14 protein-coding genes are annotated in these 15,725 nt (G+C 72.3%); 9 read left to right on the top strand and 5 right to left on the bottom strand.

All coding sequences use genetic code 11. The annotated features are described in order from the left end of the window. Positions 1-102: 102 nt before the first annotated feature. From RH94_RS30510 to RH94_RS30490, 5 genes are all read right to left on the bottom strand, one after another. Entirely contained in the window at positions 103-1,182 is a 1,080-nt protein-coding gene (locus RH94_RS30510; RefSeq protein WP_073951574.1) for a 2-oxoacid:ferredoxin oxidoreductase subunit beta, read from the bottom strand. Continuing rightward, a complete protein-coding gene (locus RH94_RS30505) occupies positions 1,175-3,103 on the bottom strand; it encodes a 2-oxoacid:acceptor oxidoreductase subunit alpha (protein ID WP_073951573.1) in 1,929 nt (642 codons plus the stop codon). The genes RH94_RS30510 and RH94_RS30505 overlap by 8 nt, the downstream gene beginning before the upstream one ends. Positions 3,104-3,260: 157 nt before the next feature. Next, positions 3,261-3,932: a response regulator transcription factor gene (locus RH94_RS30500; protein ID WP_073951572.1), complete on the bottom strand. Its 672-nt coding sequence runs from the start codon at positions 3,930-3,932 to the stop codon at positions 3,261-3,263. 203 nt (positions 3,933-4,135) lie between these two features. Beyond that, a complete protein-coding gene (locus RH94_RS30495) occupies positions 4,136-5,527 on the bottom strand; it encodes a sensor histidine kinase (RefSeq protein ID WP_073951571.1) in 1,392 nt (463 codons plus the stop codon). A 137-nt stretch (positions 5,528-5,664) separates the two neighbouring features. Next, on the bottom strand, positions 5,665-6,903 hold the full coding sequence (locus tag RH94_RS30490; protein ID WP_073951570.1) for a sensor histidine kinase: 1,239 nt from the start codon (positions 6,901-6,903) through the stop codon (positions 5,665-5,667). Between the two features lie 228 nt (positions 6,904-7,131). Here RH94_RS30490 and RH94_RS30485 point away from each other — a divergent pair, with 228 nt between their 5' ends. From RH94_RS30485 to RH94_RS30445, 9 genes are all read left to right on the top strand, one after another. Next, positions 7,132-7,539 carry an NADH-quinone oxidoreductase subunit A gene (locus RH94_RS30485; RefSeq protein WP_073951569.1) on the top strand — a complete coding sequence of 136 codons (408 nt, stop codon included), beginning with the start codon at positions 7,132-7,134 and terminating at the stop codon, positions 7,537-7,539. Continuing rightward, entirely contained in the window at positions 7,530-8,138 is a 609-nt protein-coding gene (locus RH94_RS30480; protein WP_073951568.1) for an NADH-quinone oxidoreductase subunit B, read from the top strand. Before RH94_RS30485 ends, RH94_RS30480 begins: the two co-directional genes overlap by 10 nt. Further along, on the top strand, positions 8,135-9,529 hold the full coding sequence (locus RH94_RS30475; protein ID WP_073951567.1) for an NADH-quinone oxidoreductase subunit C: 1,395 nt from the start codon (positions 8,135-8,137) through the stop codon (positions 9,527-9,529). Before RH94_RS30480 ends, RH94_RS30475 begins: the two co-directional genes overlap by 4 nt. Then, positions 9,526-10,494, top strand: a complete 969-nt coding sequence (locus tag RH94_RS30470; protein ID WP_073951566.1) for a complex I subunit 1/NuoH family protein — start codon at positions 9,526-9,528, stop codon at positions 10,492-10,494. Before RH94_RS30475 ends, RH94_RS30470 begins: the two co-directional genes overlap by 4 nt. Before the next feature lie 80 nt (positions 10,495-10,574). Then, positions 10,575-11,072 carry a 4Fe-4S binding protein gene (locus RH94_RS30465; RefSeq protein ID WP_073951658.1) on the top strand — a complete coding sequence of 166 codons (498 nt, stop codon included), beginning with the start codon at positions 10,575-10,577 and terminating at the stop codon, positions 11,070-11,072. Beyond that, positions 11,069-11,674 (top strand): NADH-quinone oxidoreductase subunit J family protein, encoded by a 606-nt coding sequence (locus tag RH94_RS30460; RefSeq protein ID WP_073951565.1) that lies wholly within the window; start codon positions 11,069-11,071, stop codon positions 11,672-11,674. The genes RH94_RS30465 and RH94_RS30460 overlap by 4 nt, the downstream gene beginning before the upstream one ends. Continuing rightward, positions 11,674-12,072, top strand: a complete 399-nt coding sequence (gene nuoK / locus RH94_RS30455; RefSeq protein ID WP_073951564.1) for an NADH-quinone oxidoreductase subunit NuoK — start codon at positions 11,674-11,676, stop codon at positions 12,070-12,072. The genes RH94_RS30460 and nuoK overlap by 1 nt, the downstream gene beginning before the upstream one ends. Continuing rightward, positions 12,069-14,063 carry an NADH-quinone oxidoreductase subunit 5 family protein gene (locus RH94_RS30450; RefSeq protein ID WP_073951563.1) on the top strand — a complete coding sequence of 665 codons (1,995 nt, stop codon included), beginning with the start codon at positions 12,069-12,071 and terminating at the stop codon, positions 14,061-14,063. Before nuoK ends, RH94_RS30450 begins: the two co-directional genes overlap by 4 nt. A gap of 6 nt (positions 14,064-14,069) precedes the next feature. Beyond that, complete coding sequence (locus RH94_RS30445; RefSeq protein WP_073951562.1) at positions 14,070-15,698, top strand: complex I subunit 4 family protein; 1,629 nt, start codon at positions 14,070-14,072, stop codon at positions 15,696-15,698. Positions 15,699-15,725 lie beyond the last annotated feature (27 nt).

The raw sequence follows: 15,725 nt of genomic DNA, 5'->3' as shown, positions 1-15,725 counted from the left end.
ACGCACGAAGGTAACGCCGGACGCCCCCGCCTGTCATACCCGTACCGCAATACGGTCATGACAGGCGGGGGCGTCCGGCGTGCTCGGCGGGAGCCGGCGTGCTCAGCCGACGACGGTCCAGGTGTCGCCGCCGGCGAGGAGGGCGGCGAGGTCGCCCTTGCCGCGCTGTTCGACGGCGGCGTCGAGCTGGTCGGCCATCGCGGTGTCGTACACCGGGCGGTCGACGGAGCGGAACACGCCGATCGGGGTGTGGTGCAGGGTGTCCGGGTCGGCGAGCCGGGACAGCGCGAAGGCCGTGGTCGGCGAGGCCGCGTGGGCGTCGTGGACGAGGACGTCGGCCTCGTTCTCCGGGGTGACGTCGACGATCCTCAGGTCGCCGGTGGCCGCGTCCCGCACGACACCGCGCTCGCCGTCCGCGCCGAAGCGGATCGGCTGCCCGTGCTCCAGCCGGATCAGGGCCTCCTGGGCCTGCTGGCGGTCCTTGAGGGCGTCGAAGGCGCCGTCGTTGAAGATGTTGCAGTTCTGGTAGATCTCGATCAGCGCCGTGCCGGGGTGGGCGGCGGCCTGGCGCAGCACCTCGGTGAGGTGCTTGCGGTCGGAGTCGATCGTCCGCGCCACGAAGGACGCCTCGGCGCCGATCGCCAGCGAGACCGGGTTGAAGGGCGCGTCCAGCGAGCCCATCGGCGTCGACTTGGTGATCTTGCCGACCTCGGAGGTCGGGCTGTACTGGCCCTTGGTCAGGCCGTAGATCCGGTTGTTGAACAGCAGGATCTTGAGGTTGACGTTGCGGCGCAGGGCGTGGATGAGGTGGTTGCCGCCGATGGACAGCGCGTCGCCGTCACCGGTGACCACCCACACGCTCAGGTCGCGCCGCGAGGTCGCCAGGCCGGTGGCGATGGCGGGGGCGCGACCGTGGATGGAGTGCATCCCGTAGGTGTTCATGTAGTACGGGAAGCGGGAGGAGCAGCCGATGCCGGAGACGAAGACGATGTTCTCCCGGGCCAGTCCCAGTTCCGGCATGAAGCCCTGGACGGCCGCGAGGATCGCGTAGTCGCCGCAGCCGGGGCACCAGCGCACTTCCTGGTCGGACTTGAAGTCCTTCATGGACTGCCTGGCCTCGGCCTTCGGCACCAGGGAGAGCGCCTCGACCGTGCCCCTGCCTTCCGTGGACGTCTCAGCCATCGATGGCCTCCTTCAGAGCCGTGGCGAGCTGTTCGGCCTTGAACGGCATGCCGTTGACCTGGTTGTACGAGTCCGCGTCCACCAGGTACTTCGCCCGCACCAGCGTGGCGAGCTGCCCGAGGTTCATCTCGGGGATCACCACCTTGTCGTAACGCTCCAGGACCGCGCCGAGGTTCTTCGGGAAGGGGTTGAGGTGGCGCAGATGGGCCTGCGCGATGGACTCCCCGGCCGCGCGCAGCCGCCGTACCGCCGCCGTGATCGGGCCGTACGTGGAGCCCCAGCCGAGCACGAGGGTGCGTGCCCCGTGGGGGTCGTCGACCTCCACGTCCGGGACCTCGATGCCGTCGACCTTGGCCTGCCGGGTGCGGACCATGAAGTCGTGGTTGGCGGGGTCGTAGGAGATGTTGCCCGTGCCGTCCTGCTTCTCGATGCCGCCGATGCGGTGCTCCAGACCCGGCGTGCCCGGGACCGCCCACGGCCGGGCCAGCGTCCGCGCGTCCCGCTTGTAGGGCCAGAACACCTCGGTGCCGTCGGCCAGGGTGTGGTTGGGGCCCTGCGCGAACTGCACGGTGAGGTCCGGCAGTTCGTCCGGCTCGGGGATGCGCCACGGCTCGGAGCCGTTGGCCAGGTAGCCGTCCGACAGGAGCATCACCGGCGTGCGGTACGTCAGCGCGATCCGGGCCGCGTCCAGGGCGGCGTCGAAGCAGTCGGCCGGGGTGCGGGGGGCGACCACCGGGACCGGGGCCTCGCCGTTGCGGCCGTACATCGCCTGCAGCAGGTCGGCCTGCTCGGTCTTGGTGGGCAGGCCGGTGGACGGTCCGCCGCGCTGGATGTCGACGATCAGCAGCGGCAGCTCCAGGGACACCGCCAGGCCGATGGTCTCCGACTTCAGCGCCACACCCGGACCGGAGGTGGTGGTCACCGCCAGGGAGCCGCCGAAGGCCGCGCCCAGCGCGGCGCCGATGCCGGCGATCTCGTCCTCGGCCTGGAAGGTCCGCACGCCGAAGTTCTTGTGCTTGGAGAGCTCGTGCAGGATGTCCGAGGCCGGGGTGATCGGGTACGAGCCCAGGTACAGCGGCAGGTCCGCCTGCCGGGAGGCGGCCACCAGGCCGTAGGCCAGGGCCAGGTTCCCGGAGATGTTCCGGTAGGTGCCGACGGGGAAGGCCTTGGTGGCCGGGGCGACCTCGTAGGAGACCGCGAAGTCCTCCGTCGTCTCGCCGAAGTTCCAGCCCGCCCGGAAGGCGGTGATGTTGGCGGCCGCGATGTCCGGCTTCTTGGCGAACTTCTTCCTCAGGAACTTCTCGGTGCCCTCGGTGGGCCGGTGGTACATCCAGCTCAGCAGGCCCAGCGCGAACATGTTCTTGCTGCGCTCGGCCTCCTTGCGGGACAGGTCGAAGTCCTTCAGCGCCTCCACCGTCAGCGTGGTCAGCGGCACCGGGTGCAGGTGGTAGCCGTCCAGCGAGCCGTCCTCCAGCGGGGAGGCGGCGTAGCCGACCTTCGCCATCGCGCGCTTGGTGAACTCGTCGGTGTTGACGATGATCTCCGCGCCGCGCGGCAGGTCGCCGATGTTCGCCTTCAGCGCCGCCGGGTTCATCGCGACCAGCACGTTCGGCGCGTCGCCGGGGGTGAGGATGTCGTGGTCGGCGAAGTGCAGCTGGAAGGAGGACACGCCCGGCAGGGTTCCGGCGGGGGCCCGGATCTCGGCGGGGAAGTTCGGCAGGGTCGACAGGTCGTTGCCGAAGGACGCCGTCTCCGACGTGAAACGGTCGCCGGTGAGCTGCATGCCGTCGCCCGAGTCGCCCGCGAACCGGATGATCACCCGGTCCAGACGGCGGACGTCCTTCGTCCCGGCCGCTTTGCGCTGTTCTCCCACGACGGCTCCGTCGGCCTGTTCCGCTGGACTGCTGACCTGGCTGGTCACTGAACTGGACCTCCCTCGAGGCGGCTGTGTGGGAGCGGCCTTCCCGAAGGCCTTCCCGGTGTCAACCCTACGTCGGTCAGGGTCGCCTTCCCTGCACCGTTCGCATACTGGACGCAGTGCTGAGACGGTCCGGCCCGCTCGGCACAGTGTCGGACGATCACGAGTTCAGATAGGTGAGCACGGCCAGAACACGCCGGTGGTCCCCGTCGCTCGGGGACAGCCCGAGCTTCAGGAAGATGTTGCTGACGTGCTTCTCGACCGCGCCGTGGCTCACCACCAGCTGCCGGGCGATCGCCGAGTTCGTCCGCCCCTCGGCCATCAGGCCCAGCACCTCCCGCTCCCGCGGGGTGAGCCCGGCCAGCACGTCCTGCTTGCGGCTGCGCCCGAGCAGCTGGGCGACCACCTCCGGGTCCAGGGCCGTACCGCCTTCGGCGACCCGCACCACCGCGTCCACGAACTCCCGGACCTCGGCCACCCGGTCCTTGAGCAGGTAGCCCACCCCGCGACTGGAACCGGCCAGCAGCTCGGTGGCGTACCGCTCCTCCACGTACTGCGACAGCACCAGCACGCCCAGCCCCGGGTGCGCCCTGCGCAGCTGCACCGCGGCCCGCACCCCCTCGTCGGTGTGGGTCGGCGGCATCCGTACGTCCGCCACGACGACGTCGGGCAGCGCGGACTGGTCGTGCAGCTCCGTGATGGTCTTGATCAGCGCCTCGGCGTCGCCGACGCCCGCGACGACCTCGTGCCCGCGGTCGGTCAGCAGCCGGGTCAGGCCCTCCCTGAGCAGCACTGAATCCTCGGCGATGACCACCCGCACCCTGTCCTCCACGTTCCTCGGCCCCCCACAGCCCCGCTCGTCGGTCGTTGCGTACGACATGGTCCAGCATTCCAGCATTCGGACCCTGCCGCGCCCGGGCCACGGGAAGTGGGGGAGGTGACCGCACGTTCAACAACGTGTTTCGGCCTGCCGGGCACGGCCGGGTGGCCGCGGCCGGCAGGCCGCACGTCCGAAGACGCGGATCCGCGATGTGCTCAGCGCCTCCAGGGCAGCTCCGCCGTCACCCGGGTGGGCCCGCCGGCCGGCGAGTCGACGACCAGGATCCCGTCCACCGCGTCCAGCCGTTCGGCCAGCCCCGCCAGGCCCGACCCCCTGGACAGGTCCGCGCCGCCGGCCCCGTCGTCCACGACCTGCAGCATCAGCCGGTTCTCCGTCCGCCACACGTCGACGGAGGCGGACCGGGCCCCGCTGTGCTTGCTGATGTTCTGCAGCAGCTCGGAGACGGTGAAGTAGGCGATGCCCTCGATCGCCGGCGCCGGCCGTTCCACCAGGTCCACCTCCACCCGCACCGGCACGGTGCAGCGCGAGGCGACCGCGGACAGGGCCGCGTCCAGGCCGCGGTCGGTCAGCACGGCGGGGTGGATGCCGCGGGCCAGGTCCCGCAGTTCCTGCAGCGCCGTCTTCACCTCGCCGTGTGCCTCGTCCACCATCCGCGCCGCCGCCCGCGGGTCCTCCGCCAGCTTCTCCTTCGCCAGCCCCAGATCCATCGCCAGCGCCACCAGCCGGGCCTGCGCGCCGTCGTGCAGGTCGCGCTCGATGCGCCGCAGGTCGGCGGCGGCCGTGTCGACCACGACCCCCCGGTCCGACTCCAGCTCCACCACCCGCGCCGACAGCCGCGACGGCCCGAGCAGTCCGTGCACCAGCACCCGGTCCACCGTCGTCAGCGCCCGCACGATCCACGGTGTGGCCAGCGTGAACAGCAGCCCCACCAGCGCGGTCACCGTGATCTCGAACGGGTTGTCGAGGTAGATGCCGTGGTGCCCGTCGCCGTAGAGCTGGATGCCGCCCTGGCCGGCCCACATCGGGAAGACCCAGAACCACAGCGGATACGTCAGCAGCCCCCAGCCCAGCGCCCAGAAGGTCAGCGCGACCGAGAAGGAGAACACCGCCCACGGGAACTGCAGCACGGCGTAGAGCAGGGCCCGCCAGGAGCTGCCGCTCTTCAGCAGGGCCCCCGTCCAGGCCAGGACGCCCGGCTTCTTCGTCCGCAGCGGCTCCGGCTCGGCCACCTCCAGGCCGAGCAGACCGCGCGCCCGCGCCCGCTCCAGCACGCCGAACAGGCGGCAGCCGGCCAGCGCCGCCGCCAGGACGGGGATGCCGAGGAACGTCACCAGCATGCCCGCGCCCAGCGACACCATCGTGACGGCGTACGTGAAGAGCATGATGCCGATCGGCAGGCTCAGCAGCACGTATCCGAACTCGCGCCAGCTGCGCGCCTCGAACGGCGCCCGCAGCCCGGCGGGCAGCAGGTGCCGCCGCCGGCCGGTGCCGCCGTCGTGGAACCCGTCCCCGCTGTAGGGCCCGTACCCCTGTCCGTACTGCGATCCGTACCCCTGTCCGTACTGCGGTCCGTACTGGGTGGCCATCGGCGTCGTCCTGTTCCCCTCGTCGTGCTGCGCGTCCTGCGGCTCGGTTCCTGCGGCTGTCCGCCGTACCTCCAGCCTGCTCGGCCGCGGGAGGCGGGACCATGGAGTGCGTCGGCGTCTTGGGCGGGGGGTTTTCCCTACCCCCGGCCGGGAGCGCCCGCGCCGGCAGCACCCGCGCCGGGGCCGTCCGTGCGGTCCCGCCACGGCAGCTCCGCCGTGACCGTCGTCGGACCGCCCGGCGGCGAGTCGACGACGAACAGGCCGTCGACCGCGTCCAGCCGCTCGGACAGGCCGCGCATCCCCGTCCCGCCGTCCAGCCGGGCGCCACCGCGCCCGTCGTCCCACACCTGGATCATCAGCCGGTCCTCGGTCCGCCACACGTCGACGGAGGCGGACCGGGCCCCGCTGTGCTTGCTGACGTTCTGCAGCAGCTCGGAGACGGTGAAGTAGGCGATGCCCTCGATGGCCGCGGCCGGGCGGGCGTCCAGGTCGGCCGTCACCTTCACCGGCACGGTGCAGCGCGAGGCGACCGAGGACAGGGCCGCGTCCAGGCCGCGGTCGGTCAGCACGGCGGGGTGGATGCCGCGGGCCAGGTCCCGCAGCTCCTGCAGCGCGAGCTTCACCTCGCCGTGCGCCTCCTCGACCATCGCGGCGACCAGTTCGTCGGACTGGCCCTCCAGCAGCTTCTCCTTGGCCAGGCCCAGACCCATGGCCAGATTGACCAGCCGGGCCTGCGCGCCGTCGTGCAGGTCGCGCTCGATGCGCCGCAGGTCCGCGGCGGCCGTGTCGACCACGACACCGCGGTCGGACTCCAGTTCGGCGATGCGCCGCTCCAGCTCGTCGGAGGGCGAGAGCAGGGCGCGCACCATGGCCCGGTCCACGTTCGCCATGCCCCGCGCGAGGAAGGGCAGCACCGGCCACAGCACGAACAGCGAGACCAGCGTGACCGAGAAGGTGAGCACGCCCCAGGGCATCCGTATGAAGTCGTACAGCACCGTGCGCCAGCCCACGGGGTCCTTCAGCACCAGCCACAGCCGGTCGAACAACCCCTTCGTGCGGCGCAGCGGCAGCGGGCTCGGCTCCTCGATCCGCACCCCGAGCAGCGCCCGGGCCCGCGCCCGCTCCAGCCTGCCCAGCTGCCGCGAACCCATCAGCCCGGCCGCCAGCAGCGGGAAGCCGATCACGGTCAGCGTCATCGTGGCGCCGGTGAACAGCACCGACATCACGTAGACGAAACCGATCAGCGACACCGGCAGGTTCGCCAGGAGGTGCGTGATCTCCTTCCAGGTGGGCAGGTCGTAGGCGAGACGAACCGGGGGCAGCCGGTCCTCGGCGCCGGCTGCCGCCGGATCGGCGGCGGAGATGCGTGCGGTCATACGGGTCAGCGTGCCGTGCGGCAGGGCGTCCGCGCCATGCGGTCGGCCGCCCTGCCCGGCGGGGGAAAACCCCACCCCCCGTATCGCATGGCGCGAAGGGCCGCTTACCGTCCCTTTATCAGGGCCTAGACTCCCGTGCGTAGTACACGTGCGCACAAAACGTCGAACACAAGGCCGGAGAACGCCGGAGAACAGGGCCGACAGGGCCAGGGAGCGAGGGGACGGACGGTGCGGGAGACGTTGCGGGGGTCGACCGCCGTCGTCGCGGCGGACTACTTCCAGTCCTATTCGGTCGTCGGGCTGCTCGCCGTCGTGGGCGTGCTGTTCGTCGCCGTGGCCTTCGGCGCGGGCCGGCTGCTGCGTCCGGTGGTTCCCACCCCGGAGAAGCTGCTGACGTACGAGTGCGGTGTCGACCCCGTCGGCGAGGGCTGGGCGCACACCCAGGTCCGCTACTACGTCTACGCGTTCCTGTACGTCATCTTCGCCGTCGACTCGATCTTCCTGTTCCCCTGGGCGACGGTCTTCGCCGCCCCCGGCTACGGCGCGACGACGCTCGTGGAGATGTTCGTCTTCCTCGGCTTCCTGACCGTGGGCCTGCTGTACGCATACAAGAAGGGCGTCCTGGCATGGACGTGAACCCCGAGCCCGTTCCGCTGCCGGAGCCGAAGAGGCTGGGCGCGCTCGCCCGGCTGGCTCCCGAGCCGATGAAGGTCGTCCTGAACTGGGGCCGCCGCTACTCGCTGTGGGTCTTCAACTTCGGCCTCGCCTGCTGCGCGATCGAGTTCATCGCCGCGTCGATGGCCCGGCACGACTTCATCCGGCTCGGCGTGATCCCGTTCGCGCCCGGGCCGCGCCAGGCCGACCTGATGGTGGTGTCCGGCACGGTCACGGACAAGATGGCCCCGGCGGTCAAGCGCCTGTACGAGCAGATGCCCGAGCCGAAGTACGTCATCTCCTTCGGCGCCTGCTCCAACTGCGGCGGCCCGTACTGGGACTCGTACTCCGTCACCAAGGGCGTCGACCAGATCATCCCGGTGGACGTCTACGTCCCCGGCTGCCCGCCGCGCCCGGAGGCGCTGCTCCAGGGGATCCTGAAGCTCCAGGAGAAGATCGCGCGGGAGTCGCTGGGGGAGCGGTACGGGGTCGAGACGGCGCGTCCCTCGACGGCGGCGCTGCAGAGTGGGCTGGTGAGGCCGCCGGCCGCCGGAACCGTCGGCGAGGGGGACGCGCGATGAGCGGTACCGGTGTCGGCTGGCTGCCCGCGCCCGCCGAGGAACTGTTCGGCGCCGGGGCCGCGGCGGAGGAGTCCTACGAGGTCCTCACGGTGGACGTGCCGCCCACCGCCTGGCTGCCCGCGCTGCTGACCGCCCGCGACGAGCTGGGCTGCACCTACTTCGACTGGCTGAGCGCGGTCGACGAACCGGGCACGGGCTTCCGCGTCTCGGCCCACGTCGTCGCCCTCGCCCCGGTACGGCGCCTGCTGCTGCGCACGACGGTCCCGCACGAGGCGCCGGTGCTGCCCACCGCGGTGGACGTCTACGCGGGCGCGGCCTGGCACGAGCGCGAGACGCACGAGATGTTCGGGGTCGGCTTCGAGGGCCACCCCGCCCTGGACCACCTCCTCCTGCCGGAGACCTTCGAGGGCCACCCCCTGCGCAAGGACTTCGTCCTGGCCGCCCGCGTCGCCAAGGCCTGGCCGGGGGCGAAGGAACCGGGGGACTCGGACCACGGCGGTCCCAAGCGCCGTCAGATGCTGCCCCCGGGCGTCCCCGACCCCAACGAGTGGGGCCCCCTGAAGGGCCGGCTCCCACCGGCCCCGGCCCGCCCGGCGAGGGGCGCGGCCCGCACGGCGGGCGACCGTCCGGTACGGCGCACCCGCACGGCGGCGGAGGGCTCGGCGAGCCAGGCCGGCCCCGCAGCGGAGGCGACCGGGGCCGCGAGGCCCCGCCGGATGCGGAGCGCGGGCGAGGGTTCGGTCAGCCGGAGTGCGGACCGGGAGGCTCCGACGGGGGCCGAGGGCGTGACCGGGGAGACCGGAGCGGCGGCCGGGAGCGCCGCGCCGCAGGGGCAGGCTTCCGGAAGGCCGCGGCGCGCGCGGAGCGCGTCCGAGGGTTCGGCCAGTCAGCGCGTGGCAGGTACGCAGGACGCGGGCCCGGAGGCTGTGACGGCGGCCGAGGGCGCGCCCGCGGAAGGCGGCGGAGCGGCGGCCGGGAGTGCCGCGCGGCAGAAGCAGGCCGCGGCCGAAGGCACGGCGTCGCAGGCCTCGGTGGCGGAAGGGCCGGCCGCGGAGGCCTCGGTGGCCCATGAGCCGGGTGCGCCGGCCGCGGGGACGCCCCCCGCGGCCCGGTCCGGGCCGCGGCGCGCGCGGAGCGCGTCCGAGGGTTCGGCCTCCCAGCGCGCGGCGGCGGCCGGTCAGTCGCCCACGCCTCCCGCGGCCCCGCGCAGCTCGGACGCCCCCTGGCACCACGCCCGCCCGGCGTTCGACGAGCCCGAGCCGAAGCCGGGGCGGAAACCCGAGGACGACACCCCCGACACCCCCGAGAACGACAGCTCCGACACACCCGACAGCCCCGACACCCCTGACAGTCCCGACACCCCCGACGACCCCGAAGGAGGCCCGCGGTGAACGACGCGGTCGACGTCGCCCTGCGACTCCTGATCGTCTTCGTGGTCTTCCTCACCCTCCCCCTGATCATCGGTCAGACCGAGCACAAGGTGATGGCCCACATGCAGGGCCGCCTCGGCCCCATGTACGCCGGCGGCTTCCACGGCTGGGCCCAGCTCGTCGCGGACGGCGTGAAGTTCGCGCAGAAGGAGGACGTGGTCCCGGCCGGCGCCGACCGCCGGGTCTTCCAGCTCGCCCCCGCCGTCGCCCTGCTGCCGTACCTCCTCGTGCTGCTCGCCATCCCGATCGGCCCCGGCGAGGGCGCCGTCGGCCAGGTCCTCGACGCGGGCATCTTCTTCGTGCTCGCCGTGATGGGCGTCGGCGTCCTCGGCTCGCTCATGGCCGGGTGGGCCTCCGCCAACAAGTTCTCCCTCCTCGGCGGTCTGCGCACCGCCGCCCAGCTCCTCGCCTACGAACTGCCCATGCTGCTCGCCGCCGCCTCCGTGGCGATGGCGGCCGGCACGGTCTCCCTGCCCGGCATCGTCCACGCCTTCCAGTGGTGGTGGCTGCCCTGGCAGATCGTCGGCGCGATCGTCTTCTTCGTCGCCGGCCTCGCCGAACTGCAGCGCCCGCCGTTCGACATGCCCGTCGCCGACTCGGAGATCATCTTCGGCGCGTACACCGAGTACACCGGTCTGCGCTTCGCCCTCTTCCTCCTCGCCGAGTACGCCGGGATCGTCGTCCTGTGCGGTCTGACCACCGTCCTCTTCCTGGGCGGCTGGCACGGCCCCTGGGGCGCCGACGGACTCGGCTGGCTGTGGACCCTGCTGAAGGCCGCGGTCCTCGCCTTCGTCGTCATCTGGCTGCGCGTCACCTACCCCCGCCTGCGCGAGGACCAGCTGCAGAAACTCTCCTGGACCCTCCTCGTCCCCCTCTCCCTCGCCCAGATCGCCCTCACCGGCATCGTCAAGGTGGTGATCTCCTAGTGGCCGAGCCGCTCCCGCCCACCCGGTCCCGCATCCCCGGCTCCGGCCTCGCCAAGGGGCTGGCCGTCACCCTGCGCACGATGACGAGGAAGACCGTCACCGAGCAGTACCCGGACACCCAGCCCGACCTGCCGCCCCGCACCCGAGGCGTGATCGGCCTGTTCGAGGAGAACTGCACGGTCTGCATGCTGTGCGCCCGCGAGTGCCCGGACTGGTGCATCTACATCGACTCCCACAAGGAGACGATCCCGGCGGCGACCCCCGGCGGCCGCGAGCGCAGCCGCAACGTCCTCGACCGCTTCGCCATCGACTTCGCCCTGTGCATGTACTGCGGCATCTGCATCGAGGTCTGTCCTTTCGACGCCCTGTTCTGGTCCCCGGAGTTCGAGTACGCCGAGACCGACATCCGCGACCTCACCCACGAGCGCGACAAGCTCCGCGAGTGGATGTGGACCGTGCCGGCCCCGCCCGCGCTGGACCCCGGCGCGGAGGAGCCCAAGGAGATCGCCGCCGCCCGCAAGACCGCCGAGAAGCTGGCCGCCCAGCAGCAGGCCGCACCGAGGGAGGAGGACGCGTGAGCATCGCCGCCGCAAGCCACGGCTTCCTCTCCCCGACCGGAGTCGAGATCGCCTTCCTCCTCGTCGGCCTGGTCACCTTCGGCGCCGCCCTCGTCACCGTCACCACCCGGCAGCTGGTGCACGCCGCCCTGTGGCTGGTGGTGGCCCTCGGCGGCCTCGCCGTCGAGTACCTCCTGCTCACCGCCGAGTTCATCGCCTGGGTGCAGGTCCTCATCTACGTCGGTTCCGTCGTCGTCCTCCTGCTGTTCGGCCTGATGCTCACCAAGGCGCCCATCGGCCGCTCCCCGGACGCCGACTCCGGCAACCGCTGGGCCGCCCTCGCCGTGGCCGTCGCCGCCGCGACCGCCCTGGTCTGGGTGGTCGTCGATGCCTTCCGCACCACCTGGATCGACCTGGACGGCGCCGCCGCCGGCTCCACGAAGGTCACCGGCGAGAGCCTCTTCCGGAACTGGGTGCTGCCCTTCGAGGCCCTCTCCGTCCTCCTGCTGGCCGCCCTGGTCGGCGCGATCGTCCTGTCCCGCAAGGCGAAAGCAGCCGCTCCCGCCGCCGCCCGGACCCCGGGGGCCCACGACGACCGGGGCGCGAAGGAAGGTGCCCGCTGATGCACCTCGTCTATCCCGCCGTCCTCTCCGCCCTCCTCTTCTGCACCGGCCTGTACGGCGTCCTCGCCCGCCGCAACGCGATCCTGGTCCTGATGTCCGTCGAGCTCATGCTCAACGCCGTCAACCTCAACCTGGTCGCCTTCGACGTCTGGCTCAGCAGAGCCGCGACCGAGACCCTGCACTCCGGGCAGGCCCTGACCCTGTTCACCATCGCCATCGCCGCCGCCGAGATCGGCATAGGCCTGGCGATCGTCCTCGCCGTCCACCGCAACCGCGGCACCTCGGACATCGACCGGCTCCGCGATGCCGCCGAGGGTCCCGACGACTCCGACGACGGCCCCGACAGCGACGCAGCCGCACGAGCGCGGGCCGCTGAGAAGGCTGAGGCCACCGCGTGACCACGACCACCCTCGCCGTCCTCGTCCCCCTCCTTCCGTTCCTCGGCGCCGTGGCCGGCCTGCTGCTCGGCCGCACCGCCCCCGGGTTCGTCCGCCCGCTCGCCGTCCTGCCGACCCTCGCCTCCCTCGTCCTGACCGTGCTGGTCGCCGCGCGTCAGGGCGGCGGCCGGGCCGTCGACGCCGCCACCGAGCTCACGCCCACCGGCTCGGTCCCCATCGAACTCGCCCTGCACATCGACGGCTTCGCCGCGCTCGTCGCCGTCCTGGTCGGCATCGTCGCCACCTGCGTGCAGATCTACTCCACGGGCTACCTGCGCGACGACCCGCGCTACCCCTCCTACGCCGCTCTCGTCTCCCTGTTCACCTCCGCGATGCTGCTCGTCGTCTACTCCGGCGACCTGATCGTGCTGCTGGTCGGCTGGGAAGTGATGGGCATCTGCTCCTACTTCCTGGTCGGCCACTACTGGGAGACCCCGGAGGCCCGCGCCGCCTCACTCAAGGCCTTCCTGGTCACCAAGCTCGGCGACGTACCGTTCCTGATCGGCCTGTTCGCGCTCGGCACCGCCGCCGGGTCCTTCCGGATCACCAAGGTCCTCGGCGCCGTCGCGAGCGGCGGACTGCACCACCCGACCGTGATCGCCCTGCTGCTCCTCGCCGGCGTGGCGGGCAAGTCGGCGCAGTTCCCGCTGCACACCTGGCTGCCCGACGCGATGGCGGGCCCCACCCCCGTCTCCGCGCTGATCCACGCCGCGACGATGGTCGCCGCCGGTGTCTACTTCGTCGCCCGTCTCCTCCCCGTCTTCCAGGCCTCCGCGGCCGCGATGACCGTCCTCGCCGCCATGGCCGCCGTGACCATGGCCGGCTCGGCGCTCGCCGCACTCGCCCAGGACGACGTCAAACGCGTCCTCGCCTACTCGACGATCAGCCAGCTCGGCTACATGACCGGCGCCCTCGCCGTCGGCGACCGCGGCGCCGCCGTCTTCCACCTCCTGTCCCACGGCGCCTTCAAGGCGCTGCTGTTCCTCGCCGCCGGCGTGATCATCCACGCCGCCGGCACCAACTCGCTGGCCGCCATGTCCCGCATGAGCAACCTGCGCGACCGTGTCCCGGACGCCTACTGGACGATGACCGTGGCGCTCCTCGCGCTCGCCGCGATCCCTCCCTTCAGCGGCTTCTTCTCCAAGGAGTCCGTCCTCGGCGCCGCCGAACACGTCGCCTCGGGCCACACCGACCACGCCCCCGGCGCGGCGGGCTGGACCGTCCTCGTCGCCGGCCTCGTCACAGCCCTGCTCACCGGCGCCTACGCCATGCGCCTGTGGCTGCGGGCCTTCCGCGGCCGGGGCACCGAGGCCCCCGACCACGGCAAGCAGCCCCTCGTCATGAACGCCGTCCTCTGGGTGCTCGCCGTCCCGTCCCTCGCCTTCGGCGGCCTCGCCTTCCGCCTCCTTCCCGCCTGGTTCGACGGCCGCGACCTGAGCCCCACGCTCACCACCTCCGTCCTCGGCACGGGAATCGCCCTGGTCGGCGGCATCGTCACCTACGGCGCCTGGCAGCACACCACCGCGCTCGCCGCCCGCGTCCCCCTCGGCGCCGTCGCCGCCCACCCGGAGGCCGACGCCGGACTCGTCGAGGCCGAGGCCATCGCCAGCCACGAACCCGCGTACGGGGACATCGCCTACGCGCCCGACCCCGCCGACCCCGGACGGCTGCTGCTCGGACCGCTGCACCGCCACGCGGCCGTCGGCTTCCACCTCGACGCCGTGTACGCGGCCCTCTTCGTCCGCCCGGTCCTGGCCGGAGCGAGCCTGGTCCGGTTCCTCGACCGCGAGGTCGTCGAGACCTACGTACGCGGCGCCGGCGCCGCACCCCGGCTGCTCGGGGCCGCCGTACGGCGGGCCCAGACCGGCAATGTGCAGACCTATGTGAGCGCGCTGCTCGCCGGCACCGTCATCCTCGCGGTCGCCGCCGTCCTTCTCGCCACGGGAGTGTGAGCAGGCGTGATCGATATCAGCGAGTCCGTGATGCAGTTCCTTCTGGCATTCCTCGTCGTCGGCCCGCTCCTCGGGGCCGCCGCCGCCCTCCTGCCGTCCCGCCCGTCACCCGACCGCCGCCCCTCAACGAGCCGCTTCGCGGCGCCCCTTCCAGTCACCGGACTGAAGGGGAAGTCGCCCGAGCAGGCCGTGCTCCGGCATGGGGTCACGGTCACCGGCGCCGTCCTCGTCGCCGCGATCGTCCTCGCGGCCGGCTTCGACCACGCCCAGGCGTCGAAGATGCAGGCCACGACCGACATCAGCTGGATCCCCGCACTCCATGTGCGCATCCACCTCGGCGTCGACGGCATCTCGCTCCCCCTCCTCGTGCTGACCGCGCTGCTGACCTTCCTCTGCGCGCTGTACTCCTACTTCAAGCCACCCGCGGGCCCGGCCCCGAAGGCCTTCGTCGCGCTGCTGCTCCTCCTCGAGTCCGGCACCCTGGCGACCTTCGCCGTCCTCGACCTGCTGCTGTTCTTCCTCGCGTTCGAGACGGTGCTCATCCCGATGTACTTCCTCGTCGCCCGCTGGGGCGGCGAGGGCCGTCAGGCCGCCGCCTGGCGGTTCATCCTCTACACGCTGCTCGGCTCGGTCGTCATGCTGCTCGGCCTGCTCCTGATCGGGATCAAGGCCGGTACGTTCGACATGGTCGCACTCGCCACTGACAACGGCCGGTCACTGACCGCGACCGTGCAGGTCATCGCGGTTCTGGCGATCGGGATCGGGCTCGCGGTCAAGACGCCGATGTGGCCGCTGCACAGCTGGCTGCCGGACGCCCACACCGCCGCCCCGACGGTCGGCTCGGTCCTGCTGGCCGGCGTCATGCTCAAGATGGGAACGTACGGGTTCGTCCGGATCCTGCTGCCGATCGCGCCCGACGGCTTCCGCACCTTCGCGCCCTACCTCGCCGCCTTCGCCGTCGTCGGGATCATCTACGGATCCCTGGCCTGCCTCGCCCTGGCCGGACGGGGCGCCAAGGGCGACCTCAAACGGCTCATCGCCTACTCCTCCGTCGGCCACATGGGCTTCGTCCTGCTCGGCATCGCCACCATGACCCCGACCGGCGTGAACGGCGCCCTGTTCGCCAACATCGCCCACGGCCTCATCACCGGCCTGCTCTTCTTCCTCGTCGGCGCGCTCAAGGACCGCACCGGCACCACCGACCTCGACGCCCTCGCCGAGAAGTCGGGCGCCGCCCTGTACGGAAGGGCCCCGCGCCTGGGCGGCCTGCTCGCCTTCGGCGCGGTCGCCTCGCTCGGCCTGCCCGGACTCGCCGGGTTCTGGGGCGAGATGCTCGCCCTGTTCGGCTCGTTCGAGCCCGCCGCCGGCCTCAGCCGGCCCGCCTTCCTCACCTTCATGGCGATCGGCGCGTTCGGCACCCTCCTGACCGCCGCGTACATGCTCGTCGTGGTCCGCCGCGTCTGCATGGGCGCCGTACCGCAACAGACGCCCCGGCTCGCCGACGTCCACGGCTACGAGTTCGCGGCCTGGACCCCGCTCGTCGCCCTCACCGTCCTCGCCGGGCTCTGGCCGAAGGCCCTGCTCGGGCTCACCGACCCGGCCGTGCAGCAGCTCCTCGCAGGAGGCAACCGATGAGCGCCCTGGTCCTGGCCCAGCCGCCGG

This window comes from Streptomyces kebangsaanensis (genome assembly GCF_001906585.1).
Taxonomy (GTDB): Bacteria; Actinomycetota; Actinomycetes; order Streptomycetales; family Streptomycetaceae; genus Streptomyces; species Streptomyces kebangsaanensis.
This window is presented reverse-complemented; position numbering and strand designations above follow the sequence as displayed.